The sequence below is a fragment of the Streptomyces sp. GB4-14 genome (assembly GCF_022696125.1).
GTDB lineage: Bacteria > Actinomycetota > Actinomycetes > Streptomycetales > Streptomycetaceae > Streptomyces > Streptomyces werraensis.
The window spans coordinates 1,590,797-1,616,747 of the sequence record NZ_RZHO01000002.1 but is presented as its reverse complement, the minus strand read 5'-3'; the positions used below and the strand labels follow the sequence as shown (position 1 = coordinate 1,616,747).

Sequence of the window (25,951 nt, the reverse complement as noted above, 5' to 3'; positions counted from 1 at the left end):
TCGCCGTACCGGTAGGGGGTCAGGCGGCAGAGCGGGAGGAAGGTCAGGAGCCCGAGCAGGAAGAGGGTCAGGCGGCGGAGCGGTGCGCCACGTACGCCAGCGTGCCGAGCAGCAGCCGCGCCTCCGGCGGACGGGAGGCGGAGTCCAGGGCGGGGGAGCGCAGCCAGCGCACCGGGCCGAGGCCGCCGTGGTCCGACGGCGGCGCCGTGATGTGCGTCCCGCGTCCCAGGCCGCGCAGATCGAGGGTGCTTGGGTCGTCCCAGCCCATGCGGTACAGCAGGTCCGGCAGGGCGGCCGCGGCGCCCGGGGCGACGAAGAACTGGGCCCGGCCGTCCGGGGTGGCGGCGACCGGCCCGACGGGCAGGCCCATCCGCTCCAGCCGCGCCAGGGCGTGACACCCGGCGGGCTCCGCCACCTCGATCACGTCGAACGCCTGCCCGACGGGCAGCATCACCGAGGCGCCCGGGAACTCCGACCACAGCGCGGTCACCTCCTCCAGCGGCGCGCCCGCGCGGATCGACGGCGCGTGCTCCAGGGGGTGGGCGCCCGGCGCCCGGCAGCCCGCACGGCCGCAGGAGCAGGAACCGGCGACGGCACGGACGCCCGGCACCACCTCCCAGCCCCACAGTCCCGTGTACTCCGCCACGACCGTGCCGTCCGAGGAGCGGCCGCGCCGCCGCGAGCCGGACCGGATGTCACGGATGCCCCGACTGATGCCGATCGTGAAGCCCATGCCCCCTCCAACGGGTCCGGCGCACCGGTGGTTACGTAGCGGACGCAGAGTGTGACTCTCTGTTTCCGCCTTCCCGGTGCGACCTGCGCCAACCAGCGCCTCGATGCACGCGGGGTGGTGCGGTGGGCGCCAAGCGCCCCGGAGTGCACCCGCTGCACCCGTTCTTGTCTGCTCTGTGTCAAGTCAATCGCGGGCCGGCGACGGTGCGTTCATTCGAAGGGGTGGCGAATGGTGGCGATTGAGGTTCCGCCATGGTGGGGCGGGTGATCGTAGGGTTACTGTGTGTGCACGGTTTGGATGGGGCACATGCACTCGTGGGTATGCCGGAGGCAACCCGGCTTTCCGTTCGAAGGGTGGCAACCGCCGGACGGGCGGCCCCAACTACCGGCATTCTGATAGGGCTTGGCGCACTCAGCGACAAGTGGTCTTCAGGGATGGGGGCGTTCCAGTGAGCGGCAACAGCGGTGGCGGGGCGGGTTCTGCGAGTGCGGAGAAGCGCCCGAACGAGCTGCTCACCTCATGGTTCGTCCGCAGTGGCTGGTCCAAGGGCGAGCTCGCCCGCCAAGTGAACCGCAGGGCCCGGCAGTTGGGCGCCAACCACATCTCCACCGACACCTCCCGGGTGCGCCGCTGGCTCGACGGGGAGAACCCGCGCGAGCCGATCCCGCGCATCCTCTCCGAGCTGTTCTCCGAGCGCTTCGGCGTCGTCGTCTCCGTGGAGGACCTGGGCCTGCGCACCACACGCCCTGCGCCCTCCGCCACCGGCGTCGACCTTCCCTGGACGGGCCCGCAGACCGTGGCCCTGCTCAGCGAGTTCTCGCGCAGCGACCTCATGCTGGCGCGGCGCGGCTTCCTCGGGAGCTCGCTGGCCCTCTCCGCGGGCCCGTCCCTCATCGAGCCCATGCAGCGCTGGCTCGTCCCCTCCCCGCCCAGCCCCCTGCCCAGGCCCGAACCGGACGTCGCCCCCTCCTCGGCGCGCGCCCGCGGCCGGCTCTCCAAGCCGGAGCTGGACCTGCTGGAGACCACCACCGTGATGTTCCGGCAGTGGGACGCCCAGTGCGGCGGCGGACTGCGCCGCAAGGCCGTCGTCGGCCAGCTCCACGAGGTCACCGACCTCCTCCAGGAGCCCCAGCCGGAGGCCACCACCAAGCGGCTGTTCAAGGTCGCCGCCGAGCTCGCCGAACTGGCCGGCTGGATGTCCTACGACGTGGGGCTGCAGCCCACCGCGCAGAAGTACTTCGTGCTCGCCCTGCACGCCGCCAAGGAGGCCGGCGACCGGCCCCTCGGCTCCTACGTGCTGTCCAACATGAGCCGCCAGATGATCCACCTCGGCCGCCCCGAGGACGCCCTGGAGCTCATCCACCTCGCCCAGTACGGCAGCCGCGACTGCGCGAGCCCCCGCGTCCAGTCCATGCTGTATGCGATGGAGGCCCGCGCCTACGCCAACATGGGTCAGCCCGGCCGCTGCAAGCGCGCCGTCCGCATGGCCGAGGACACCTTCGCCGAGGCCGACGAGTGGGACGAGCCGGACCCCGACTGGATCCGCTTCTTCTCCGAGGCCGAGCTGTACGCGGAGAACAGCCACTCCTTCCGCGACCTCGCCTACGTCGCGGGCCGCAGCCCCACCTACGCCTCGCTCGCCGAGCCGCTGATGCAGCGGGCCGTGGAGCTGTTCGGCCGGGAGGGCGGCGAGCACCAGCGCTCCTACGCCCTCAACCTGATCGGCATGGCCACGGTCCACCTGCTCCAGCGCGAGCCCGAGCAGAGCACGGTTCTCGCCACCGAGGCCATCAAGGCCGCCAAGAAAGTCCGTTCCGAGCGCGTCAACACTCGTATCCGAAAGACCGTCGACACCGCCGTACGCGACTTCGGGGAGCTCGCCGAGGTCGTCGCGCTCACCGAGCGGCTCGCGGCCGAGCTGCCCGAGACCGCCCAGGCGGTCTGACCCGCGGAGCGATCCCGGACCCCGGCCGCGGCCGGCCCTCCCGAACTGCCCGACTCGGCTCCCCCATGCCAGTCATTCGGAAGGCCGGCCGCGGCCGGTCGTGTGTCTCCCCGGCCGCGGTTCCCCGCCGTACACCGAAGATTGCGCCACGATAACGATCGGCGCGCCCCGGATCCGGCGGTTCACCGACCCGTAACGCACCGGGTGCCTTCGTCACGGCGGCGAAACAACGAGGGGCTTCCACCGAAACGGCGCTGCGCCAGTCTTCATGGCGCATAACCGGCCCACCCCTCAATCCGCTCAAGGCTTCGCCCGCACGGGGCCGTACATACGACGAGGAGACGCCGATGGCACAAGCCATCACCCTGGCAGCAGACGCGCCCACGCTGTCCGCCGCCAACACAGGGTTCATGCTCATCTGTTCCGCCCTGGTGATGCTCATGACCCCCGGCCTGGCCTTCTTCTACGGAGGCATGGTCCGGGTCAAGAGCACGCTGAACATGCTGATGATGAGCTTCATCAGCCTGGGCATCGTCACCATCCTGTGGGTGCTCTACGGATTCTCCGTCGCGTTCGGCGACGACAAGGGCAGCCTCGTCGGCTGGAACTCCGACTGGGTGGGGCTGAGCGACATCGGCCTGACCGAACTCTGGGACGGCTACACCATCCCGGTCTTCGTCTTCCTGGTCTTCCAGCTGATGTTCGCCGTCCTCACCCCCGCCCTGATCAGCGGCGCCCTCGCGGACCGCGTGAAGTTCACCGCGTGGGCCCTCTTCATCGCGCTGTGGGCCACCGTCGTCTACTTCCCCGTCGCGCACTGGGTGTGGGGCGCCGGCGGCTGGGCCTTCGAGCTGGGCGTCATCGACTTCGCCGGCGGTACCGCCGTGCACATCAACGCCGGTGCGGCCGCCCTCGGCGTGATCCTGGTGATCGGCAAGCGCATCGGCTTCAAGAAGGACCCGATGCGCCCGCACAGCCTCCCGCTGGTCATGCTCGGCGCCGGTCTGCTGTGGTTCGGCTGGTTCGGATTCAACGCCGGCTCGTGGCTCGGCAACGACGACGGCGTGGGCGCGCTGATGTTCGTCAACACCCAGGTCGCCACCGGCGCCGCCGTCCTCGGCTGGCTCGCCTACGAGAAGATCCGCCACGGCGCGTTCACCACGCTGGGCGCCGCCTCCGGCGCGGTCTCCGGTCTGGTCGCCATCACCCCGGCGGGCGGCGCGGTCTCCCCGCTCGGCGCCATCGCGGTCGGCCTCGTCGCCGGTGTCCTGTGCGCCATGGCGGTCGGCCTGAAGTACAAGTTCGGCTACGACGACTCCCTCGACGTCGTCGGCGTCCACCTCGTCGGCGGCATCATCGGCTCCCTGCTCATCGGCTTCTTCGCCACCGGCAAGGGCCAGTCCGACGTCGCGGGTCTCTTCTACGGCGGCGGCCTCGACCAGTTCTGGAAGCAGTGCGCCGGTGTCTTCGGTGTCCTCGCCTACTCCTTCGTCGCCTCCGCGGTCCTGGCCCTCCTGATCCACAAGACCATCGGTATGCGAGTCTCCGAGGACGAGGAGGTGGCCGGCATCGACCAGGCCGAGCACGCCGAGACCGCATACGACTTCAGCGGCGCGGGCGGCGGCGCGGCCCGTACGCCGGCCAGCAGCCCCGCCGCCCCGGCCGAGAGCAAGAAGGTGGACGCATGAAGCTCATCACCGCCGTCGTGAAGCCGCACCGGCTCGACGAGATCAAGGAGGCCCTCCAGGCCTTCGGAGTGCACGGTCTGACCGTCACCGAGGCCAGCGGCTACGGCCGCCAGCGCGGTCACACCGAGGTCTACCGCGGCGCCGAGTACACCGTCGACCTGGTGCCCAAGGTCCGCATCGAGGTCCTGGTCGAGGACGACGACGCCGAGCAGCTCGTCGACGTCGTCGTCAAAGCGGCCCGCACCGGCAAGATCGGCGACGGCAAGGTGTGGACCATCCCCGTCGAGACGGCCGTACGGGTCCGGACCGGCGAGCGCGGCCCGGACGCGCTCTGACAGCAGACCGACCGAACAGGAGTCGCCGGGTGACCAGGACGGACATGCACGGCCAGGCAGAGGACTCGGGACCCGGCGGCTACGCGGCGGCCCGGCTGCGCCTTCTCAACGAGAAGGCGCGGTCCGGGCCGCCGCGCCGTTCCGCGCTCGCCGGCCTCACCGACGAATGGCTCGCCGGACTCTTCGCGGCCGGCGCCCCCGGAGCGCGCGGGGTGTCCCTCGTCGCCGTCGGCGGCTACGGACGCGCGGAGCTCTCCCCGCGCAGCGACCTCGACCTGCTGCTGCTCCACGACGGCAGCGCCCCCGAGACCGTCTCGGCCCTCGCCGACCGCCTCTGGTACCCGGTCTGGGACCTCGGCCTCGCCCTCGACCACTCCGTCCGCACCCCGGCGGAGGCCCGCAAGACCGCGGGGGAGGACCTCAAGGTCCAGCTCGGTCTGCTGGACGCCCGGCACATCGCCGGCGACCTCGGCCTCACCACCGCCCTGCGCACCACCGTCCTCGCCGACTGGCGCAACCAGGCCCCCAAGCGGCTGCCCGCCCTGCGGGAGCTGTGCGAGGAGCGCGCCGCACGCCACGGAGAACTGCAGTACCTCCTGGAACCCGACCTCAAGGAGGCCCGCGGCGGACTGCGCGACGCCACCGCCCTGCGCGCGGTGGCCGCCTCCTGGCTCGCCGACGCCCCCCGCGAAGGACTCGCCGAGGCCCGCGGCCGCCTCCTCGACGTACGCGACGCCCTGCACCTGACCACCGGACGCGCCACCGACCGGCTCGCCCTCCAGGAGCAGGACCAGGTCGCCGCCGAACTCGGCCTGCTCGACGCCGACGCCCTGCTCCGCCAGGTCTACGAGGCAGCCCGGACCATCGCCTACGCGGGCGACGTCACCTGGCGCGAGGTCGGCCGCGTCCTGCGCTCGCGCTCGGTACGGCCCCGGCTGCGCGCCATGATGGGCGGAGGGAAGTCCGCGCCCGAGCGGTCCCCGCTCGCCGAAGGAGTCGTGGAGCAGGACGGCGAAGTGGTGCTCGCCCGCGCCGCGCGCCCCGACCGCGACCTCGTGCTCCCGCTGCGCGCCGCGGCCGCCGCCGCCCAGGCCGGGCTCCCCCTCAACCTGCACGCCGTACGCCGCATGGCCGCCGGCGCCCGCGCCCTCCCCTCGCCCTGGCCCGCCGAGGCCCGCCAGCAGCTCCTCACCCTGCTCGGCTCCGGCCGCCCCACCGTCGACGTGTGGGAGGCGCTGGAGGCCGAGGGCCTGATCAGCCTGCTGCTCCCCGACTGGGACCGGGTGCGCTGCCGCCCGCAGCGCAACGCCGTCCACCTGTGGACCGTCGACCGGCACCTCATCGAGACCGCCGTGCGCGCCTCCGCGTTCACCCGCCGGGTCAGCCGCCCCGACCTGCTGCTCATCGCCGCCCTGCTGCACGACATCGGCAAGGGCTGGCCCGGCGACCACTCGGTGGCCGGCGAGGTCATCGCCCGGGACGTGGCCGCCCGCATCGGCTTCGACGCGGACGACGTCACCGTGATCGCCACCCTCGTACGCCACCACCTGCTGCTCGTCGAGACCGCCACCCGGCGCGACCTCGACGACCCCGCCACCGTGCGCTCCGTCGCCGAGGCCGTCGGCTCCCCGGGCACCCTGGAACTGCTGCACGCCCTCACCGAGGCGGACGCCCTCGCCACCGGGCCGGCGGCCTGGTCCTCCTGGCGCGCCTCACTGGTTGCCGACCTGGTCAAACGGGTCGCCGCCGTGCTCGCGGGCCAGGCCCCGCCGGACCCCGAGGAGGCCGCGCCCACCGCACAGCACGAGCGGCTCGCCCTGGAGGCCGTCGCCACCGGTGCGCCCGTGCTGTCCCTGCGGGCGCAGACCGAGCCGCCCGCCGAGCCCTCCGACGACCCGGAACCGCTCGGCGTGGAGCTGCTGATCGCCGTGCCCGACCAGGCGGGCGTGCTGCCCGCGGTGGCCGGGGTGCTCGCCGTGCACCGGCTGACCGTGCGCACGGCCGAGCTGCGCTCGCTGGATCTGCCGGACGGCGTCGACGGCTCCGTGCTGCTGCTGGACTGGCGGGTCGCCGCCGAGTACGGCTCGCTGCCGCAGGCCGCCCGGCTCCGCGCCGACCTGGTCCGCGCCCTGGACGGCAGCCTGGACATCTCCGGCCGCCTCGCCGAACGGGACGCCGCGTACCCGAGGCGCCGCGGGGTGGTCGCCCCGCCCCCGCGGGTCACGGTCGCCCCGGCCGCGTCCCGGCACGCCACGGTGATCGAGGTCCGCGCGCAGGACGCCCCCGGCCTTCTGTTCCGCATCGGGCGTGCGCTGGAGGACACGGCGGTACGGGTGCGGAGCGCGCATGTGAGCACGCTGGGGGCGAACGCGGTGGACGTCTTCTACGTGACGCAGGAGCAGGGTGTGCCTTTGCCGGGCGAAGAGGCGGTGGCTGTGGCGCGGAAGCTGGAGGAGGCACTGCGGGTGTGACCACACCCCGTGCCGCCCGGAAGCGTGTGCGGCACGGGACCCGCCCCGGCCACCGGCCACGGCGGGCGGGGGCGATTCCCTCGCGGGGCCGGATACCCTGGAGGGCAGCCCAGTTCCGCCCCCGACCTCGAGGACCGACGCCACCGTGTTCGATACCCTCTCCGACCGCCTCAGCGCGACTTTCAAAAACCTCCGCGGCAAAGGCAGGTTGTCCGAGGCGGACATCGACGCCACGGCGCGTGAGATCCGCATCGCCCTCCTGGAAGCGGACGTCGCACTGCCTGTCGTCCGCGCGTTCATCAAGAACGTCAAGGAGCGTGCGCTCGGCGCCGAGGTCTCCAAGGCGCTCAATCCGGCCCAGCAGATCATCAAGATCGTCAATGACGAGCTGATCCAGATCCTCGGCGGCGAGACCCGCCGTCTCCGCTTCGCCAAGCAGCCCCCGACCGTGATCATGCTCGCGGGTCTGCAGGGCGCCGGCAAGACCACCCTCGCGGGCAAGCTCGGCAAGTGGCTCAAGGACCAGGGCCACTCCCCGCTGCTGGTCGCCGCCGACCTCCAGCGCCCCAACGCCGTCAACCAGCTCAGCGTCGTCGCCGAGCGGGCGGGCGTCGCCGTCTACGCGCCCGAGCCGGGCAACGGCGTCGGCGACCCGGTGAAGGTCGCCAAGGACTCCATCGACCACGCCCGCGCCAAGGTCCACGACATCGTGATCGTGGACACCGCGGGCCGCCTGGGCATCGACCAGGAGATGATGCAGCAGGCCGCGGACATCAGGGACGCCGTCAGCCCTGACGAGATCCTGTTCGTCGTCGACGCCATGATCGGCCAGGACGCCGTCAACACAGCGGAGGCCTTCCGCGACGGCGTCGGCTTCGACGGCGTGGTGCTCTCCAAGCTCGACGGTGACGCCCGCGGCGGTGCCGCCCTGTCGATCCGGCAGGTCACCGGCAAGCCGATCATGTTCGCGTCCAACGGTGAGAAGCTCGACGACTTCGACGCCTTCCACCCGGACCGGATGGCCTCCCGCATCCTCGACATGGGTGACCTGCTCACCCTGATCGAGCAGGCGGAGAAGACGTTCAGCCAGGAAGAGGCCGAGCGGATGGCCTCCAAGCTGGCGTCGAAGAAGGGCCAGGACTTCACCCTGGACGACTTCCTCGCCCAGATGGAGCAGGTCCGCAAGATGGGCTCCATCTCCAAGCTGCTCGGCATGCTCCCGGGCATGGGCCAGATCAAGGACCAGATCAACAACCTGGACGAGCGGGACGTCGACCGCACCGCCGCGATCATCAAGTCGATGACGCCCGGCGAGCGCCAGGACCCCACGATCATCAACGGTTCGCGCCGCGCCCGTATCGCCAAGGGATCCGGTGTCGAGGTCAGCGCGGTGAAGAACCTGGTCGAGCGGTTCTTCGAGGCGCGGAAGATGATGTCCCGCATGGCGCAGGGCGGCGGCATGCCGGGGATGCCCGGGATGCCGGGCATGGGCGGCGGTCCCGGCCGCGCCAAGAAGAAGCAGAAGCAGGCCAAGGGCAAGCAGCGCTCCGGCAACCCGATGAAGCGCAAGCAGCAGGAGCAGGAGGAGGCCGCGCGGCGCGCGGCGGCGGCCCAGGGCGGGGGCGCCTTCGGTCTGCCGCAGCAGGGCGGCAAGGACTTCGAGCTGCCCGACGAGTTCAAGAAGTTCATGGGCTGAGGCCCGCGCACGAACGCCGCAGGGGCGCTCTCCTCGTCGGAGGAGGCGCCCCCGCGGCGTACGGCGGTGCTTCTCAGGGCACGCGCGCGACGAGGTACCGGAACACGTTCGGCATCCACACGGTGCCGTCCGCGCGCTGGTACGGGTGGAGGGCCTCGGTCAGTTCCTTGTCGACCTGCACCTGGTCGGTGGCGGTGATCGCCGGGTCGAACAGACCCGTCGACTTCAGACCCCGTACGGCGCTGTCGGTGTCCGCGTAGCCGAAGGGGCAGGCCACCCGGCCGGAGCCGTCGGGCCGCAGTCCCGCGCGCCCTGCGACCTGCTCCAGGTCGTCGCGCTCGGTGGGGCGCCAGGCGTCGGCGCCGCCCAGCGGTTCCGCCAGCTTGGCGGCGACCCGCAGCACCGACGAGGTGGCGCAGCGTTCGGGCGGGCCCCAGCCGGCCAGCACCACGGCCGCCCCCGGCCCGGCCAGCGGGAGCGCCTCGGCGAGCAGTTCGCCCAGTCCCTCGGCGTCGCCGGCGAGGCACCCGATCGGTTCGAAGGCGGTCACCACGGTGTACCCGGCGGAGTGGGCGGGGGCCGCCTCGGCGGGGCAGCCCTGCACGATCCGGGTGTCCGTCCGCGAGGGGGTGTCCCGCTCGTCCGGCAGCAGCCGCTCCCGGGCGAGGGCCAGCCGGTCGGACGAGGTGTCCACGCCGGTGATCGCCGCGCCGCGGGAGGCCGCCATCAGCAGGGCCAGTCCTGAGCCGCAGCCGAGGCCCAGCAGCCGGGTCGCCGGGCCCACGTCGAGTCGCTCGTACACCGCCTCGTAGAGCGGTACGAGCATCCGCTCCTGGATCTCGGACCAGTCACGCGCGCGTGCCCGCAGGTCCACGCGCGGGGCCGCCCCCGTGCGTGACGGGTGCTGCCGCACGAGCGTAGGTGTCATAGGTAAGCGCCCCAATCAGCCGAGAGTTGCCGCAGTGCCTTTTCCTGGCCCCCGTGCAGTGCGCCCGCACACCCCCCGTATGCCAGGTAACTCCGCCCTCGACGTGTCGTCCAGTGGAAGGGGGCGGCCGTTTGGTAGTTGCTCGTGCCAGTGGCAAGAATTCACATCCCGGTAATCGGGGGCCGTCCGGTCCGTCACGGCGGGGACGTCCGCGGAACGGTTCCGGCCAACAGCGGCGGAGGCGCCGGCTGCCGGGGGGAGGGCCGGTTCGCGGTGGCGGGGGAGGACCCGGTAGGTTCTGGCGTCACGGCGTTCCGGGTGAACCGGACGCAGCCTTCCGCCGCGAGGGCGTCCGAAAGGGCTCTTGCGCGTCCGAGGGGCGCACGCGCACCGGCGCGTGCGGACCGGATACACGCGGGGGCGTACGTCAGCCTACGCACCACCTTGCGGTGAGCTGCGAGGCTTCTCCGCAGATCAGCGCACCCGTGTTCGTCAGGACGCATCAGTGGCAACTGACGGGTACGTGCAAATTATTTGGGATGCCCCGGAATCGGAACACAGAGGCACCCCGGCTCGTTGTGATTACGTGAGCACGACACAGACACCACCTGTTCTCGCCGCAGAGCTGGCACAGGCGTGGGCCGACATTCAGCGGTACCACCCCGAACTGCCCGATCTCGCCGCGCCCGAGTCCCTGATCGGAGAGTCGTCGTCCGCGTGCGGGCACGAACTCTCCTTCGAGCGACTGCTGCACGAGGCAGTCCACGGCATCGCCGCCGCGCGCGGCGTGCGCGACACGTCCCGAGCCGGGCGGTACCACAACCGCAGGTTCCTGGCCATCGCCGAGGAGCTGGGCCTGGACCACCCCGAGGAGCCGCACCCGAGCAGCGGCTTCTCGCTGGTCACGCTCACCCCCGAGGCGAAGCGCCGGTACCGCCCGACGACGGAGCGGCTGCAGCGTGCCCTCAAGGCCCACACCGCGGCGACGGCGGGAGACACCGCCCGCAGCTTCCGCGGCCCGGCCGCGCGGCACGGCTCGTCCGGCGGCGGGGTGCGCGTGAAGGCGGTCTGCGACTGCGGCCGCAACGTGCGCGTCGTCCCGTCCGTGCTGGCGCAGGCGCCCATCGTCTGCGGCGGCTGCGGAAAGCCGTTCCGCATTCCGGAAGTCGTCGCGGCGAGCTGAGGCCCCGGCACCTCGTGGGTGCCGGGGCCTCAGCCCCGCCGGCCACCGGGCGCACCCGACGCGAAGAGCACCACGCGCCGGGTGCCGCTTCGTCGTGCCCACGTGCCCTCATCCCGCGGCCGTCCGGGTCCTCGGGGTGTGGCACAATGGCTAGCTGTACTCGACAGCCGCACAGGACCCCTCTCTCCTCCGGCTGACGCGTCCATCGGGCACTCGGGTACCGCAACCCCACGCGGCCGTCCGCCGTGCCCAACCACGTCAAATCCAGGAGAACCCACTCCCGTGGCAGTCAAGATCAAGCTGAAGCGTCTGGGCAAGATCCGTTCGCCTCACTACCGCATCGTCGTCGCCGACTCCCGTACCCGCCGTGACGGCCGGGCCATCGAGGAGATCGGCAAGTACCACCCGACGTACAACCCGTCGGTGATCGAGGTCGACGCCGATCGCGTGGCGTACTGGCTCTCCGTCGGCGCCCAGCCGACCGAGCCCGTGCTCGCCATCCTGAAGAAGACCGGCGACTGGCAGAAGTTCAAGGGCGAGCCCGCCCCGGCGCCTCTGCTGCAGCAGCCCGAGAAGCCCGCCCGCCCGTCCTTCGAGGCGATCGGCGGCGACGACGAGGGCAAGGGTGAGGCCATCACCCAGAAGAAGAAGGCTGAGAAGAAGGACGAGGCTTCCGCCGAGTCCGCGTCGACCGAGGCCTGAGCATGCTCGAGGAGGCTCTCGAGCACCTCGTGAAGGGCATCGTCGACAACCCTGACGATGTGCAGGTCGCCTCTCGCAACCTGCGCCGCGGTCGTGTGCTCGAGGTCCGGGTCCACCCGGACGACCTCGGCAAGGTGATCGGCCGCAACGGCCGCACCGCACGCGCGCTGCGCACCGTCGTGGGCGCCATCGGCGGCCGCGGTGTCCGAGTCGACCTCGTCGACGTGGACCACGTCCGCTGACGCCGTAAGCAGTACCGGCTCGGGCCGGGGAGGGCCACTGGGCCGTCCCCGGCCCGCAGTCGTACGACAGGAGAACGAACACAGTGCAGCTGGTAGTCGCGCGCATCGGCCGCGCCCACGGGATCAAGGGCGAGGTCACCGTCGAGGTCCGCACCGACGAGCCGGAGCTGAGGCTCGGCCCCGGCGCCGTGCTGGCCACCGACCCGGCCTCCGTCGGGCCGCTCACCATCGCGAGCGGCCGGGTGCACAGCGGCCGCCTGCTGCTGCGCTTCGAGGGCGTCCACGACCGCACCGGCGCCGAGGCGCTGCGCAACACCCTGCTGATCGCCGACGTCGACCCCGAGGAACTGCCCGAGGGCGAGGACGAGTACTACGACCACCAGCTGATCGACCTCGACGTCGTCACCAAGGACGGTGAGGAGGTCGGCCGGATCACCGAGATCTCCCACCTGCCCACCCAGGACCTCTTCGTCGTCGAACGCCCGGACGGCACCGAGGTGTTCGTGCCGTTCGTCGAGGAGATCGTCACCGAGATCGACCTCGAGGAGCAGCGCGCGGTCATCGACCCGCCGCCCGGTCTGATCGATGACCGCGCCGAGGTCGCCTCCTCCCGCGACGCCGCCGGCACCGGGGACGACGCCCGATGAGGCTCGACGTCGTCACGATCTTCCCCGAGTACCTCGACCCGCTGAACGTCTCCCTGGTCGGCAAGGCGCGCGCCCGCGGCCGGCTCGGCGTGCACGTCCACGACCTGCGCGACTGGACGTACGACCGGCACAACACCGTCGACGACACCCCCTACGGCGGCGGTCCCGGCATGGTGATGAAGACCGAGCCCTGGGGGGACGCGCTGGACTCGGTCCTGGCGGACGGCTACGAGCACGGCGCCCACGAGCCCGCCCTGATCGTCCCCACCCCGAGCGGACGCCCCTTCACCCAGGAACTCGCCGTTCACCTCTCCGAGCGGCCCTGGCTGATCTTCACCCCGGCCCGCTACGAGGGCATCGACCGCCGCGTCGTCGACGAGTACGCCACCCGCATGCCGGTGTACGAGGTGTCCATCGGCGACTACGTCCTGGCCGGCGGCGAGGCCGCGGTCCTGGTGATCACCGAGGCCGTGGCGCGGCTGCTCCCCGGCGTCCTCGGCAACGCCGAGTCGCACCGCGACGACTCCTTCGCGCCCGGCGCCATGGCCAACCTGCTGGAGGGCCCCGTCTACACCAAGCCGCCGGCCTGGCGCGGCCGGGAGATCCCGGACGTGCTGCTCAGCGGTCACCACGGGAAGATCGCCCGCTGGCGGCGCGACGAGGCGCTGCGGCGGACCACCCTCCACCGCCCCGACCTGATCGAACGCTGCGAACCCAAGGCCTTCGACAAGAAGGACCGGGAGATGCTGTCCATCCTCGGCTGGGAACCGGACCCCGCCGGGGAGCCGTACGGCCGATTTTGGCGCAGGACCGGCGGCGTGGAACAATAGGCCGCTGTTGTGCGCCGTCAGGCGAGCGCCCCTGCCGCAGGGGGACACGACGCCCGCCCCGCACCGCACAGCCCGATCCGTTACCTAGTGCCGTTGATGACCTGCGGCATCAGCGAAGAAAGCAGACGACATGTCTCACCTGCTCGACTCCGTCGACTCCGCGTCGCTCCGCAGCGACGTCCCGGACTTCCGTCCCGGCGACACCGTCAACGTCCACGTGCGCGTCATCGAGGGCAACCGCTCCCGTGTGCAGCAGTTCAAGGGCGTGGTGATCCGCCGCCAGGGTTCCGGCGTGCGCGAGACCTTCACGGTCCGCAAGGTCTCCTTCTCCGTCGGCGTCGAGCGCACCTTCCCGGTGCACACCCCGATCGTGGAGAAGATCGAGCTCGTCACCAAGGGTGACGTCCGCCGCGCCAAGCTGTACTACCTCCGTGACCTCCGCGGCAAGGCCGCGAAGATCAAGGAGAAGCGCGAGAACTGAGCGCTTTACCGGCGTCATATCGCGGCCGGATAGCATCTGGCCCCGATGGACACCGAAGCACAGCCGACGGAGCGCGACCGCTCCCTCCCCCCGGACCCCGAGGACTCCTCGGGCACGCCGGGGACGGAGGGGCGGTCGCGTTCCGCGTTGGTGCCGCGCTTCACGGACCGGCTGCCCGGCGGGCGGACCACCCTGACCCTGCTGCTCTGCCTGCTGTTCCTGCTGGCGGTCAACCTGTTCGTGGCGCGGCCCTTCGAGATCCCGAGCGGGTCGATGGAGAAGGGATTGAGGGTCGGGGACCGCGTTCTCGTAAACAAGTTGGCATACACCTTCGGCGACGGGCCGGCCCGCGGCGACGTGATTGTGTTCGACGGCTCCGGGTATTTCGGTGACGCCGACTACATCAAACGGGTTGTCGGGGTGGGCGGGGACCATGTCGTCTGCTGCGACGGGGAGGGGAGGATCCGGGTGAACGGCCGGTCGGTCGACGAGTCGGGCTTCCTGTTCCCCGGCGACAGCCCCTCCACGGTGCGCTTCGACGTGGTCGTGCCCGAGGGGCGGCTGTTCGTCCTCGGAGACCACCGCGGCAGCTCCAGCGACTCGCGTGACCGCCTCGGGTCGCCCGGGGGCGGGATGGTGCCGGTGGAGAAGGTCGTCGGGCGCGCGGAGGCCGTCGTGTGGCCGTTCGGCCGTGCCGGCCGCCTGGAGCCGACGGACGCGTACGCGAAGGTGCCGGCGGGGGAGGCATCCGCGCACGCGGCAGCTCCGACGGGAGGCGGCCATGGGTAACCGCGGCAAGCCCCGCGGCGTGCCGGCGAGCGCCGCCGAGAACCTGCTGCCCACCGGGGCCCGGCGGGCCGTCGCCCCGGGATCCGGCCGCACCCGCGCCGAGCGCCGCAAGCTGCAGCGCAAGGTCAAGCGCCGCCGCAGGCGCAGCGCCGTCAAGGAGATCCCCCTCCTCATCGGCGTCGCCGTCCTGATCGCGCTGGTGCTGAAGACGTTCCTCGTGCAGGCGTTCGTCATCCCGTCCGGCTCCATGGAGCAGACCATCCAGATCGGCGACCGCGTCCTCGTCGACAAGCTCACCCCCTGGTTCGGGTCCAGGCCGCAGCGCGGTGACGTCGTCGTGTTCAAGGACCCCGGCGGCTGGCTCCAGGACGAGCGGACCACGGTGAAGAAGGAGGACCCGGTCGGCGTCAAGCAGATCAAGGAGGGCCTCACCTTCATCGGTCTGCTGCCGTCGGAGAACGAGAAGGACCTGATCAAGCGGGTCGTCGGCGTCGGCGGCGACCGCGTGCAGTGCTGCGACGCCCAGGGCCGCGTCACCGTCAACGGCGTTCCCCTGAACGAGGACTACCTCTACCCCGGCAACGCCCCCTCGCTGACGCCCTTCGACGTCACCGTGCCGGAGGGCCGCCTGTGGGTGATGGGCGACCACCGCGCCAACTCCGCGGACTCCCGCTCGCACCAGGACACCGACTACGGCGGCACCGTCTCCGAGGACGAGGTGGTGGGCCGCGCCATGGTCATCGCCTGGCCCCTCGGCCACTGGAACACGCTCGACGAGCCCACGACATACGCCTCCGTGTCCGACTCGGCGCCCGGGTCGATCGCCGGGGCGCCGCCGTCGCATAGGGTTGCCCCGGACGATCCCGGACAGCGTGAAGAGATTGTCCAGCTCCCGAGCCCTGCGGAACTCCCGCTCGTTATGGGAGTGGTGGGCCTGCGCCGGGCATGGCGCGGGCGGCGGCAGAGAGTGAGGAGTCGGCGTGGGGGATGTGGCGGTAGGCGCACGGTCCGGTCAGGGAGGCGAGGAGCACCGCGGACGCTCCGCGGGGCCGGGCGACCCGGACGCGGGCCACGCCGCGTTCTCCGGGAGTGACGAGCGTGCGGTCGAGGACGGCGGAGTGAACGAGGACGGGACGCGGACCGGCGGCCAGGAACCGGACGGTTCGGAGAAGGACCGGCCGAAGAAGCAGCAGCGCTCCTTCTGGAAGGAACTGCCGATCCTCATCGGTATCGCCCTCGTCCTGGCGCTGCTGATCAAGACGTTCCTCGTCCAGGCGTTCTCGATCCCCTCCGACTCGATGCAGAACACCCTCCAGCAGGGTGACCGGGTCCTGGTCGACAAGCTGACCCCGTGGTTCGGCTCCGAGCCCGAGCGCGGCGAGGTCGTCGTCTTCCACGACCCCGACAACTGGCTGGCGGGCGAGCCGACCCCCGACCCCAACGCGCTGCAGAAGGCCCTCAGCTTCATCGGCCTGATGCCGTCGGCGGAGGAGAAGGACCTGATCAAGCGGGTCATCGGGGTCGGCGGCGACACGGTCGAGTGCAAGGGCACCGGCCCGCTGAAGGTCAACGGCAAGGCGCTCAACGAGCCCTACGTGTACCCGGGCAACACCCCGTGCAGCCAGGACGACCAGGGCGGCCAGTTCAAGGTGAAGGTCCCCGAGGGCCACATCTGGGTCATGGGCGACCACCGGCAGAACTCGCGGGACTCCCGCTACAACACGGCCGACGAGAACCAGGGCTTCGTCCCCGTCGACAAGGTCGTCGGCCGAGCCGTGGTCATCGCCTGGCCGATCAACCGCTGGACCAACCTGCCCGTCCCGGACACCTTCGACCAGCCGGGTCTGAACACCCCGGCGCAGGACGCGGCGGCCCTGACGGTCGCGCCTCCCGCGCTCGCGCTGGCCGGTGCGGTGCCGTTCGCGCTGTGGCGGCGCCGTCGCGCCTGACGGCAGGGACCCGCGCCCCGGAGAGAGGGCGCGGGGAGGGCTGACCCGCCCGGGTACCGCCGGGTAGGGTGCCGCCCATGAGTGGTCAGAGCACGACGCGTACGGTCCCGGGCAGCGGTGGTTCCGGCACGGCACGGAGCGGCCGGACCGGGCAGGTGCTGTCCAACGTGGCCGTCGCGCTCGGGCTGGTGCTGTTCCTCGGCGGGTTCGCCTGGGGAGCCGTGGTCTACCGGCCCTACACCGTGCCGACCACCTCGATGGCCCCGACGATCGACGCCGGCGAGCGGGTGCTGGCGGAGCGCGTCGACGGCGGCGAGGTCCGCCGCGGCGACGTCGTCGTCTTCCGGGACGCCACCTGGTCGAACGCGCCCATGGTGAAGCGTGTCGTCGCCGTGGGCGGCGACACCGTCTCCTGCTGCGAGGACGGCAAGCTCACGGTCAACGGCAAGGAGATCGACGAACCGTATCTCCCCGACGACCCGATGGCGCGGTCCGCCGTCTTCCCCGAGGTGACCGTGCCGAAGGGACGCCTGTTCCTGCTCGGCGACGAGCGCTCCGGATCGGTCGACTCCACGGCCCATCTGACCGACGCCGCCAGCGGCACCGTCGCCCGCGACGCCGTCCAGGCCCGCGTGGACGCCGTCGTCTGGCCGATGGACGGCATGCTCGCCAAGCCCGCCGGCTTCGAGACCCTCGGCCCGCTCTCCACACCGGGACCGCTGCCGAGCGTGCTCGCCGCGGTGGTCGGCGGAGCGGTGCTGGTGCTCGCGGGAGCCGCCTACGGGCCGCTGGCCAGGCGCGCTGCCGCCTCCCGCGCCCGGAGCGCCGCGGGGAGCACCGGTGGCCGCTGAGCCGGCGCCCGCCGCACCGGACTCGTACACGGGCGGGCTGCGCAGGGTCGCCCGGGTGGTGCTGCTCGACCCCGAGGACCGCATCCTGCTGCTCCACGGCCACGAACCGGACGACCCCGGCACCGACTGGTGGTTCACGCCCGGCGGCGGGGTGGAGGGCGACGAGACCCGTGAACAGGCCGCCCTCAGGGAACTCGCCGAGGAGACCGGCATCACCGACGTCGAACTCGGCCCCGTGCTGTGGCGGCGGCGCTGTTCCTTCCCGTTCGCGGGCCGCCAGTGGGACCAGGACGAGTGGTACTACCTGGCCCGCACGACGCAGACGGCCACCGCCGCGACGGCCCTGACCGAGCTGGAACGGCGCAGTGTCGCCGGAGCTCGCTGGTGGACCTGCCCGGAACTGTCGCACACCCGTGAGACGGTGTACCCGACCAAGCTCGCCGGGCTGCTGCGGACACTGCTCGACGAAGGCCCCCCGGCCGCGCTCGTGACCCTGGACACCGAAATCGTCCGGTGACTCCCGGGACTGGCGCACAATGGTGGGATCGCACGGCTGAAGGGGAACATGCCATGAGCGCCGAGGACCTCGAGAAGTACGAGACCGAGATGGAGCTGAAGCTCTACCGGGAGTACCGCGATGTCGTCGGTCTGTTCAAATACGTGATCGAGACCGAGCGGCGCTTCTACCTCACCAACGACTACGAGATGCAGGTCCACTCGGTGCAGGGCGAGGTGTTCTTCGAGGTCTCCATGGCGGACGCCTGGGTCTGGGACATGTACCGGCCGGCCCGCTTCGTGAAGCAGGTGCGTGTGCTCACGTTCAAGGACGTGAACATCGAGGAGCTCAACAAGAGCGATCTGGAGCTGCCGAGCGGGTGAGGCCGTGCTGTGGCCTCGAAGTTCACCCTCGCGGGTGGCGGGGTTGTCCACAGTCGCCGGGTTGTGCACGGGGCCCCGCGGGGGTCCCCGGTGATGCGTGACGGTTGGCGCCGGAGGTGGTGCCGACATGGACGCACGGCAGGACACGCAGGTACGGGACGGCCAGGGGGCCGGTCATGGGCGCGCGGCTCAGGATGAGCCGGGCCGCGGCGGGCAGGCCCGCGGGGCGCTCGGCAGGTACGGGGAGACACTGGCCGCGCGGCGGCTGACCCGGGACGGGATGACGGTGCTGGCGCGCAACTGGCGCTGCGGCAGGACCGGTGAGATCGACATCGTGGCGCGGGACGGCGACGCCCTGGTCGTCTGCGAGGTGAAGACCCGCCGCGCCGGATCCTTCCAGCACCCCATGGCGGCGATCACCCCGGCCAAGGCCGGCCGGCTGCGGGGCCTCGCGGAGCGCTGGCTCCAGGAACACGGGGGAGCACCGCCCGGCGGCGTCCGCATCGACCTGGTCGGTGTGCTGCTCCCGAGGCGCGGCGCCCCCGTCGTCGAGCACGTCAGGGGGGTGGCCTGAATGGCATTCGCGCGTACGTGTTCGGTGACGCTCGTCGGCGTCGAGGGCGTGGTCGTCGAGGTGCAGGCCGACCTGGAGCCGGGAGTCGCCGCGTTCACGCTGGTGGGGCTGCCGGACAAGAGCCTGACGGAGAGCCGCGACCGGGTCAGGGCCGCCGTGGTCAACTCGGGCGGCGAGTGGCCGCAGAAGAAGCTCACGGTGGGACTGAGCCCGGCGTCGGTGCCGAAGGCCGGCAGCGGTTTCGATCTCGCCGTCGCCTGCGCCGTCCTCGGCGCCTCGGAGCGGATCGATCCCCGCGTCCTCCCGGACATCGTGATGATCGGCGAACTGGGCCTGGACGGCCGGGTGCGGCCGGTGCGCGGCATCCTGCCGGCGGTGCTGGCCGCGGCGGACGCGGGCTTCGAGCAGGTGGTCGTGCCGGAGTGCGCCGCCGCCGAGGCCGCCCTGGTGCCGGGGGTGTCCGTGCTGGGCGTACGCAGTCTGCGCCAGCTCGTCGCGGTCCTCACCGACGAGCCGGTGCCCGACGAGGAGCCCCAGGAGCCGGACCGCCCCGATCCGCTGATGGCGGGGCTGTGCGACCCCGGCAGCGGAGCGATCACCGGAATGGGCGGCGGCCCCGGCCGGCACGACCAGGGACTCGACCTCGCCGATGTCGTGGGCCAGCACACGGCACGCACGGCGGTCGAGGTGGCCGCGGCGGGCGGGCACCACCTTTTCCTCGAAGGCCCGCCCGGCGCCGGCAAGACGATGCTTGCCGAGCGCATGCCCTCCATCCTGCCGCCGCTGGACCGCCACGCGTCCCTGGAAGTGACGGCCGTGCACTCGGTGGCGGGCCTGCTGCCTCCTGGCCGGCCCTTGATCGACACAGCGCCCTACTGCGCCCCGCACCACTCGGCCACCATGCAGGCCCTCGTGGGCGGCGGCCCGGGGACGGCGCGGCCGGGAGCGGTCTCCCTGTCCCACCGGGGTGTCCTGTTCCTGGACGAGACCCCCGAGTTCAGCAGCAGGGCGCTGGACGCCCTGCGCCAGCCACTGGAGGCCGGGCACGTGGTCATCGCGCGCAGCGCCGGCGTCGTGCGCTTCCCGGCGCGCTTCCTGATGGTGCTCGCCGCCAATCCCTGTCCTTGCGGCCGGTTCTCGCGCACGGACGACCGGTGCGAGTGCCCGCCCTCGGCGATCCGCCGCTACCAGGCCCGGCTCTCCGGACCGCTGCTCGACCGGGTCGACCTGCGGGTCGAGGTGGACGCCGTCACCCGTGGCGAGCTGACCGCGGTCGGCGCCCGCGGTGAGACCACGGCGGTGGTCGCCGACCGGGTGCGGTCGGCCCGCGACCGCGCGGCCGCGCGGTTCCACGGCACCCCGTGGCGCCTCAACAGCGAGATCCCGGGGCGGGAGCTGCGCAGCCGCTGGCAGGCCGCGCCGGGCGCCATGGACGAGGCCGAGCGGAGTCTGGAGCGGGGCGTGCTGACCGCGCGGGGTATCGACCGCGTGCTGCGGGTCGCCTGGACGGTCGCCGACCTGTCCGGCCACGACCGCCCCGACGCAGGCGACGTCGCGCTCGCGCTGCAGTTGCGGACGGGTGTCCCGCGCGGGGTGCCGATGGTGATCGGGGCGGGGGTATGAGAGGGGGAAGCGGGCCGGCCGGCCCGATGCGGTCCGGTGAATCGACGGGGGCGGTCGGTCGGACGGGACAGGGTGGCTCACCGCGACCGACGCCCTCAGGCGGCCCGCCAGGAGGCGGCGTGTACGACGGCCCGCCACGACGGATCGGCCCGGTGGGCTCGTGTGGAGGGTGCGGGCACGAGGATCCACCGCGTTCCACCGGCCAGGGCTGCGGGCCCGGTGAGGCAGGGAACCACGGCCCAGTGGCACCGACTGGCTCTGGCGGCCCGCCGGGAGAGGCCGGGCAGGACGGACCGCCGCGACCGATCGGCCCTGGCGGCTCGCCTGGAGAGGCCGGGCACGACGGCTCGGTGCGGCCGACTGGCTCCGGCGGCCCGCCGGGCGAGGCCGGGCAGGACGGACCGCCGCGACCGATCGGTCCTGGCGGCTCGCCTGGAGAGGCCGGGCGCGACGGCTCGGTGCGGCCGACTGGCTCCGGCGGCCCGCCGGGCGAGGTCCGGCATGACGGCCCACCCCGTCCGACCGGCCAGGGCATCCTCTCCGGGGCGACCGGGCGCGACGGCCCACCCCCACCGACCGACCATGGCGGCCTCCTCGGCCGGGTCTTCCTCACCCGCGTCATCGAACCCGGCGACGAGACCGGCGGGCGCTGGGTGCGGGAGTTCGGGGTGGACCGTGTGGTGCGGCGGCTGAGGCAGCGCGGGGAGCCCCTGCCGGGCGTCAGCCGGAAGCGGTGGGCCGGGCTGCTGGCGCGGGCCGAGCGGGCCGACCCGCGTCGGGACCTCGCCGTCGCGCAGGACACGGGCGTGCGGTTCGTGTGCCCCGGGGACGCCGAGTGGCCCGGCCAGCTCGACGACCTCGGGGACACCCGCCCGCTCGGCCTCTGGGTGCGCGGCACCGCGGACCTGCGGCTCTGGGCGCTGCGCTCGGTCGCCCTCGTGGGCGCCCGCGCCTGCACCGAGTACGGCGCGTTCATGGCCGCCACCCTCGCGGCCGGGCTCGCCGAGAAGGGGTGGATCGTCGTCTCCGGCGGCGCCTACGGCATCGACGGCGCCGCCCACCGCGGAGCGCTCGGCGCGGGCGGTGCGACCGTCGCCGTACTGGCCTGCGGGGTGGACCGCCCCTACCCGCGCGGACACGCCGGACTGATCGGCCGGATCGCGGAACAGGGAATCGTGGTCGGCGAGTTGCCGCCGGGCGAGCATCCGACGCCCAGCCGCTTCATCCTCCGCAACCGCGTGATCGCCGCCCTTACCCGGGGCACGGTCGTCGTCGAGGCGGCCCACCGCAGCGGCTCCCTGGCGACCGCCCGCGCCGCCCGCCGCCTCGGACGCCACACGATGGGAGTACCGGGCCCGGCCACCAGCGGCCTCTCGGCCGGCGTGCACGAACTGCTCCGGCAGGACGCCGTCCTCGTCACCGATGCCGACGAGATCGTCGAACTGGTCGGCGACATGGGCGAGCTCGCCCCTGAGCGCAGGGGACCCGTCCTGCCCCGCGACCTGCTGGACCCGGCGGTCCGCCAGGTCCTCGCCGCGCTGCCGGCCCGCAAGGCGGCCCACCCGGACGCCATCGCCCGCACGGCGCAGACCACCCCGGACGACGCGATCGCGAAACTGTACGAACTCCGAGCGCTTGGTTACGTCGAACGACACGGCGACGGATGGAAGTTGACGCGCCAGGCGGTGATCTCGGTCCGAGCCGGTGCCGATGTCCGCTGACGCAGCGTGTTCGGCCGTCCGGGGGAACCCCGACACGCCCTGGAAAATACGTCAGTTGAGGTATCCGGGTGATCACGCAGAGCGACGGGTGTGCCCCGGCGGGACGGCCCCCGGAACGTATCTGCGCACGACCCGGCCCCCGTTCTTCGCACACCGCGACGCCGCAGTCACGCTACGCTCACGAGGGTCCAGCCACGAACAGCCCAGAACAGGCACCAGAACAGACATCGGACAGACCGCGCACCCAGGCAGTACCAGCCCACGGCAGAACGGCACTAGGCGACGAATGCCCCAGCACACCTCCGGGTCCGACCGGGCGGCGATCCCCCCAGCCGCCCGCGACGGTGGCAGCGTGCGGCCGCCCGCTCCCTCGACGCTCGACGAGCTGTGGCGGTCGTACAAGGCGACGGGGGACGAACGTTTGCGGGAGCAGCTGATCCTGCACTACTCACCGCTGGTGAAGTACGTCGCCGGCCGGGTCAGCGTGGGGCTGCCGCCCAACGTCGAACAGGCGGACTTCGTCTCCTCCGGGGTCTTCGGGCTGATCGACGCGATCGAGAAGTTCGACGTCGACCGCGAGATCAAGTTCGAGACGTACGCGATCACCCGGATCCGCGGCGCGATGATCGACGAGCTGCGGGCGCTCGACTGGATCCCCCGCTCGGTGCGGCAGAAGGCGCGCAACGTGGAGCGCGCCTACGCCACCCTCGAGGCGCGGCTGCGGCGCACCCCGACGGAGAACGAGGTCGCCGCCGAGATGGGCATCACCGTCGGCGAGCTGCACGCGGTGTTCAGCCAGCTCTCGCTCGCCAACGTCGTCGCCCTGGAGGAGCTGCTGCACGTCGGTGGTGACGGCGGCGACCAGCTCAGCTTCATGGACACCCTGGAGGACACCGCCGCCGACAACCCGGTGGAGGTCGCCGAGGACCGGGAGCTGCGCCGCTTCCTGGCGCGGGCCATCAACACCCTGCCCGAGCGCGAGAAGACAGTGGTCACGCTGTACTACTACGAGGGCCTGACCCTGGCCGAGATCGGCAACGTCCTGGGCGTGACCGAGAGCCGGGTGAGCCAGATCCACACCAAGTCGGTGCTCCAGTTGCGCGCCAAGCTGGCCGGTTTCGGCCGCTGATCCCCGGTCGTGCCCCGGGTGACCGGCCGGCGAACCCCTGGCCGGGGTGGGCAGAGCGTCCGTAAAGTGGACGACGTGCCAAGGATTCGAGCGGCCTCCGTGGCCGAGCACCGGTCGATGCAGCGTGCCGCCCTGCTGGACGCGGCACGCTCCCTGCTGTCCGAGGGCGGTACGGAGGCGCTGACCTTCCCGGCCCTCGCCGAGCGCACGGGCCTCGCCCGGTCGTCGGTGTACGAGTACTTCCGCTCGCGGGCCGCCGTCGTCGAGGAGCTGTGCGAGGCGGACTTCCCCGTCTGGGCGGCCGAGGTCGAGGCGGCGATGGCGGACGCCGAGGGCCCCGAGGGCAAGATCGAGGCGTACGTCCGCAAGCAGCTTGAACTGGTGGGGGACCGGCGGCACCGCGCGGTCGTCGCGATCTCCGCGAGCGAACTCGACGCCGGCGCCCGGGAGAAGATCCGCGCCGCTCACGGCGGACTCGTCGCGATGATCGTCCAGGCACTCGCCGAACTGGGGCACGCCGAGCCGCGCCTCACCGCCATGCTGCTCCAGGGAGTGGTCGACGCGGCCGTGCGCCGCATCGAGCTGGGAGCGGCCGAGCGTCCCGACGTGATCGTCCGGGCGGCGGTCTCCCTGGCGCTGGTCGGCGTCCGGGGCTGAAGCGGCCTCACCGCCCGGGCTCCCCGCCCTCCGTGTCCCCGCCCTCTCAGGGCAACGGCACCCCGAGCACCGGCAGGAGCCGGGACGGACCCCGGTGGAGCAGCCACGGAGGCAGCAGGGAGAGCGGGTCCAGGTAGGTTCCGCCCCGCAGCAGGCCCCAGTGGACGCAAGGCGCCGTGCAGTGGGAGCCGCCCGTCTCCACCGTGCCGATCACCTCGCCCGCCGTCACCTCCGTGCCCTGGGGCACCGAGGCGAGGACCGGTTCGTAGGTCGTGCGCAACGGCGGGTCCCCGGTGCCGGCGAGCTCGACCGACACGACGCCCTTCCCGGCCACCCGGCCCGCGAAGGACACCCTGCCGTCCGCCACCGCCCGTACCGGCGTCCCCGGCGGCGCCGCGAGATCGACACCCCGGTGCCCGGGCCCGTAGACGGTCGCCGGCGGTTCCCAGCCGCGCAGCACCTGCGGACGCACCCCCACCGGCCACGCACGTCCGACGGCCGGGACGGCCTCGTCGTCCGCGGCGCGGAGCGCCCCCGCAACGGCCGCCGAGGACCCGTTCGCCCCCGACGCGAACAACCGTGACGCCGGCGGTGCCAGCAGCGTCGCCACCGTCAGGGCCACCACCAGCACCAGCCGCACACACCGCCTGAACCCTCCGCCCCGCCCGCGCTCATCAGCCGCTTCGGCCCGTTCACGCCACCCATGTCCCTCGCTCCGTCCCGGTCCTCGCATGGCGGAAGCGTCTCCCGGTGACGTGATCTCCGCCGGGACCTGTGGACGGACGGCCGGGTTGTGGACAACGGCGTCACCCGGCACCCCGCGGGTCCCGTACACTTCTGGTGGCGACCCGGGCCACCGGGTCGACTTCGCACGCCCCGACATCGGGACCGGTCACGGCCGTGGCCCGGTGTCAGCGCCCCTCGGTCCTTCGTGGCACGGCGCGTCGTGGGCGTCAGGCGCGGGAGCCGTCCGGCACCCGCGGCACAACCGAGAAATTCAAGGAGATACGGCCATGGCCGTCGTCACGATGCGGGAGCTGCTGGAGAGCGGCGTCCACTTCGGTCACCAGACCCGTCGTTGGAACCCGAAGATGAAGCGCTTCATCTTCACGGAGCGCAACGGCATCTACATCATCGACCTGCTCCAGTCGCTGTCGTACATCGACCGCGCCTACGAGTTCGTCAAGGAGACCGTGGCCCACGGCGGCACGGTCATGTTCGTCGGCACGAAGAAGCAGGCGCAGGAGGCCATCGCCGAGCAGGCCACCCGCGTCGGCATGCCCTACGTCAACCAGCGCTGGCTGGGCGGCATGCTCACCAACTTCTCGACCGTCTACAAGCGTCTGCAGCGCCTCAAGGAGCTCGAGCAGATCGACTTCGAGGACGTGGCCGCCTCCGGTCTCACCAAGAAGGAGCTGCTGGTCCTCTCCCGCGAGAAGGCGAAGCTGGAGAAGACCCTTGGCGGTATCCGCGAGATGCAGAAGGTGCCCAGCGCCGTCTGGATCGTGGACACCAAGAAGGAGCACATCGCGGTCGGCGAGGCCCGGAAGCTCAACATCCCGGTCGTCGCCATCCTCGACACCAACTGCGACCCCGACGAGGTCGACTACAAGATCCCGGGCAACGACGACGCGATCCGCTCCGTCACCCTGCTCACCCGCGTGATCGCCGACGCCGTCGCCGAGGGCCTCATCGCCCGCAGCGGTGGCGCCGAGGGCAAGGGCGAGAAGGCCGCCGGCGAGCCGCTGGCCGAGTGGGAGCGCGACCTGCTCGAGGGTGAGAAGAAGGCCGAGGAGGCCGCTCCGGCCGCCGCCGAGGGCGAGAAGCCGGCCGAGGCCCCTGCCGCCGAGGCCCCGCAGGCCGAGGCCGAGCCCAAGGCCGAGCAGGCCTGACCGCTC

Annotated in this window: 26 protein-coding genes; 23 read left to right on the top strand and 3 right to left on the bottom strand. The window is 72.4% G+C overall.

Translation table 11 applies throughout. The annotated features are described in order from the left end of the window. Positions 1–67: 67 nt before the first annotated feature. On the bottom strand, positions 68–733 hold the full coding sequence (locus ELQ39_RS08345) for a bifunctional DNA primase/polymerase (RefSeq protein ID WP_190005350.1): 666 nt from the start codon (positions 731–733) through the stop codon (positions 68–70). A gap of 448 nt (positions 734–1,181) precedes the next feature. On the opposite strand from ELQ39_RS08345, the gene nsdA reads away from it, so the two are divergent. The 5 genes from nsdA to ffh all read left to right on the top strand — a co-directional run bounded on the left by nsdA (position 1,182) and on the right by ffh (position 8,868). Then, a complete protein-coding gene (gene nsdA / locus ELQ39_RS08340) occupies positions 1,182–2,678 on the top strand; it encodes a transcriptional repressor NsdA (RefSeq protein WP_225627657.1) in 1,497 nt (498 codons plus the stop codon). A 347-nt stretch (positions 2,679–3,025) separates the two neighbouring features. Next, positions 3,026–4,366 (top strand): ammonium transporter, encoded by a 1,341-nt coding sequence (locus ELQ39_RS08335; RefSeq protein ID WP_225627654.1) that lies wholly within the window; start codon positions 3,026–3,028, stop codon positions 4,364–4,366. Continuing rightward, on the top strand, positions 4,363–4,701 hold the full coding sequence (locus ELQ39_RS08330) for a P-II family nitrogen regulator (RefSeq protein ID WP_006130453.1): 339 nt from the start codon (positions 4,363–4,365) through the stop codon (positions 4,699–4,701). Before ELQ39_RS08335 ends, ELQ39_RS08330 begins: the two co-directional genes overlap by 4 nt. A gap of 44 nt (positions 4,702–4,745) precedes the next feature. After that, entirely contained in the window at positions 4,746–7,172 is a 2,427-nt protein-coding gene (locus ELQ39_RS08325; RefSeq protein ID WP_228755624.1) for a [protein-PII] uridylyltransferase, read from the top strand. Between the two features lie 145 nt (positions 7,173–7,317). Further along, positions 7,318–8,868, top strand: coding sequence for a signal recognition particle protein (ffh, locus tag ELQ39_RS08320; protein WP_190005354.1), 1,551 nt, complete (start codon positions 7,318–7,320; stop codon positions 8,866–8,868). A gap of 73 nt (positions 8,869–8,941) precedes the next feature. On the opposite strand, the gene ELQ39_RS08315 is transcribed toward ffh, so the two are convergent. Further along, positions 8,942–9,796 (bottom strand): methyltransferase domain-containing protein, encoded by an 855-nt coding sequence (locus ELQ39_RS08315; RefSeq protein WP_242591533.1) that lies wholly within the window; start codon positions 9,794–9,796, stop codon positions 8,942–8,944. Positions 9,797–10,382: 586 nt separating this feature from the next. Here ELQ39_RS08315 and ELQ39_RS08310 point away from each other — a divergent pair. From ELQ39_RS08310 to ELQ39_RS08230, 17 genes are all read left to right on the top strand, one after another. Then, positions 10,383–10,979, top strand: coding sequence for a hypothetical protein (locus tag ELQ39_RS08310; RefSeq protein ID WP_033275912.1), 597 nt, complete (start codon positions 10,383–10,385; stop codon positions 10,977–10,979). A 282-nt stretch (positions 10,980–11,261) separates the two neighbouring features. Continuing rightward, complete coding sequence (rpsP, locus tag ELQ39_RS08305; RefSeq protein ID WP_190005356.1) at positions 11,262–11,681, top strand: 30S ribosomal protein S16; 420 nt, start codon at positions 11,262–11,264, stop codon at positions 11,679–11,681. Positions 11,682–11,683: 2 nt separating this feature from the next. Further along, positions 11,684–11,923 (top strand): RNA-binding protein, encoded by a 240-nt coding sequence (locus ELQ39_RS08300; protein WP_003973401.1) that lies wholly within the window; start codon positions 11,684–11,686, stop codon positions 11,921–11,923. A gap of 83 nt (positions 11,924–12,006) precedes the next feature. Further along, the gene (rimM, locus tag ELQ39_RS08295) at positions 12,007–12,570 is read left to right on the top strand and encodes a ribosome maturation factor RimM (RefSeq protein ID WP_190005357.1); all 564 of its coding nucleotides are present in this window, start codon (positions 12,007–12,009) and stop codon (positions 12,568–12,570) included. Then, the gene (gene trmD, locus ELQ39_RS08290) at positions 12,567–13,400 is read left to right on the top strand and encodes a tRNA (guanosine(37)-N1)-methyltransferase TrmD (protein WP_242591532.1); all 834 of its coding nucleotides are present in this window, start codon (positions 12,567–12,569) and stop codon (positions 13,398–13,400) included. Before rimM ends, trmD begins: the two co-directional genes overlap by 4 nt. Before the next feature lie 130 nt (positions 13,401–13,530). Beyond that, positions 13,531–13,881, top strand: coding sequence for a 50S ribosomal protein L19 (gene rplS, locus ELQ39_RS08285; protein WP_190005359.1), 351 nt, complete (start codon positions 13,531–13,533; stop codon positions 13,879–13,881). Between the two features lie 45 nt (positions 13,882–13,926). Further along, the gene (gene lepB / locus ELQ39_RS08280; protein ID WP_225627651.1) at positions 13,927–14,670 is read left to right on the top strand and encodes a signal peptidase I; all 744 of its coding nucleotides are present in this window, start codon (positions 13,927–13,929) and stop codon (positions 14,668–14,670) included. Then, a complete protein-coding gene (lepB, locus tag ELQ39_RS08275) occupies positions 14,663–15,763 on the top strand; it encodes a signal peptidase I (RefSeq protein ID WP_242591531.1) in 1,101 nt (366 codons plus the stop codon). Before lepB (ELQ39_RS08280) ends, lepB (ELQ39_RS08275) begins: the two co-directional genes overlap by 8 nt. Then, positions 15,660–16,619 carry a signal peptidase I gene (lepB, locus tag ELQ39_RS08270; protein WP_391668997.1) on the top strand — a complete coding sequence of 320 codons (960 nt, stop codon included), beginning with the start codon at positions 15,660–15,662 and terminating at the stop codon, positions 16,617–16,619. Before lepB (ELQ39_RS08275) ends, lepB (ELQ39_RS08270) begins: the two co-directional genes overlap by 104 nt. Before the next feature lie 77 nt (positions 16,620–16,696). Beyond that, a complete protein-coding gene (gene lepB, locus ELQ39_RS08265) occupies positions 16,697–17,470 on the top strand; it encodes a signal peptidase I (protein ID WP_225627648.1) in 774 nt (257 codons plus the stop codon). Next, entirely contained in the window at positions 17,460–17,987 is a 528-nt protein-coding gene (locus ELQ39_RS08260) for an NUDIX hydrolase (protein ID WP_242591530.1), read from the top strand. The genes lepB (ELQ39_RS08265) and ELQ39_RS08260 overlap by 11 nt, the downstream gene beginning before the upstream one ends. A gap of 53 nt (positions 17,988–18,040) precedes the next feature. Beyond that, entirely contained in the window at positions 18,041–18,349 is a 309-nt protein-coding gene (locus ELQ39_RS08255) for a DUF2469 domain-containing protein (RefSeq protein ID WP_003993268.1), read from the top strand. Between the two features lie 127 nt (positions 18,350–18,476). Further along, positions 18,477–18,923, top strand: coding sequence for a YraN family protein (locus ELQ39_RS08250; RefSeq protein WP_225627646.1), 447 nt, complete (start codon positions 18,477–18,479; stop codon positions 18,921–18,923). Next, the gene (locus ELQ39_RS08245) at positions 18,924–20,546 is read left to right on the top strand and encodes a YifB family Mg chelatase-like AAA ATPase (RefSeq protein ID WP_242591529.1); all 1,623 of its coding nucleotides are present in this window, start codon (positions 18,924–18,926) and stop codon (positions 20,544–20,546) included. It begins immediately after the preceding gene. Between the two features lie 533 nt (positions 20,547–21,079). Continuing rightward, on the top strand, positions 21,080–22,267 hold the full coding sequence (dprA, locus tag ELQ39_RS08240) for a DNA-processing protein DprA (protein WP_242595567.1): 1,188 nt from the start codon (positions 21,080–21,082) through the stop codon (positions 22,265–22,267). A gap of 286 nt (positions 22,268–22,553) precedes the next feature. Then, on the top strand, positions 22,554–23,396 hold the full coding sequence (gene whiG, locus ELQ39_RS08235; RefSeq protein ID WP_189903445.1) for an RNA polymerase sigma factor WhiG: 843 nt from the start codon (positions 22,554–22,556) through the stop codon (positions 23,394–23,396). 99 nt (positions 23,397–23,495) lie between these two features. Further along, a complete protein-coding gene (locus ELQ39_RS08230) occupies positions 23,496–24,053 on the top strand; it encodes a TetR/AcrR family transcriptional regulator (protein ID WP_190005413.1) in 558 nt (185 codons plus the stop codon). A 46-nt stretch (positions 24,054–24,099) separates the two neighbouring features. On the opposite strand, the gene ELQ39_RS08225 is transcribed toward ELQ39_RS08230, so the two are convergent. Then, the gene (locus ELQ39_RS08225) at positions 24,100–24,693 is read right to left on the bottom strand and encodes a M23 family metallopeptidase (RefSeq protein ID WP_242591528.1); all 594 of its coding nucleotides are present in this window, start codon (positions 24,691–24,693) and stop codon (positions 24,100–24,102) included. A gap of 373 nt (positions 24,694–25,066) precedes the next feature. Between ELQ39_RS08225 and rpsB the strand changes: the two genes are divergently transcribed. Beyond that, positions 25,067–25,945 (top strand): 30S ribosomal protein S2, encoded by an 879-nt coding sequence (gene rpsB, locus ELQ39_RS08220; protein ID WP_242591527.1) that lies wholly within the window; start codon positions 25,067–25,069, stop codon positions 25,943–25,945. The last annotated feature ends 6 nt before the right edge of the window (positions 25,946–25,951 follow it).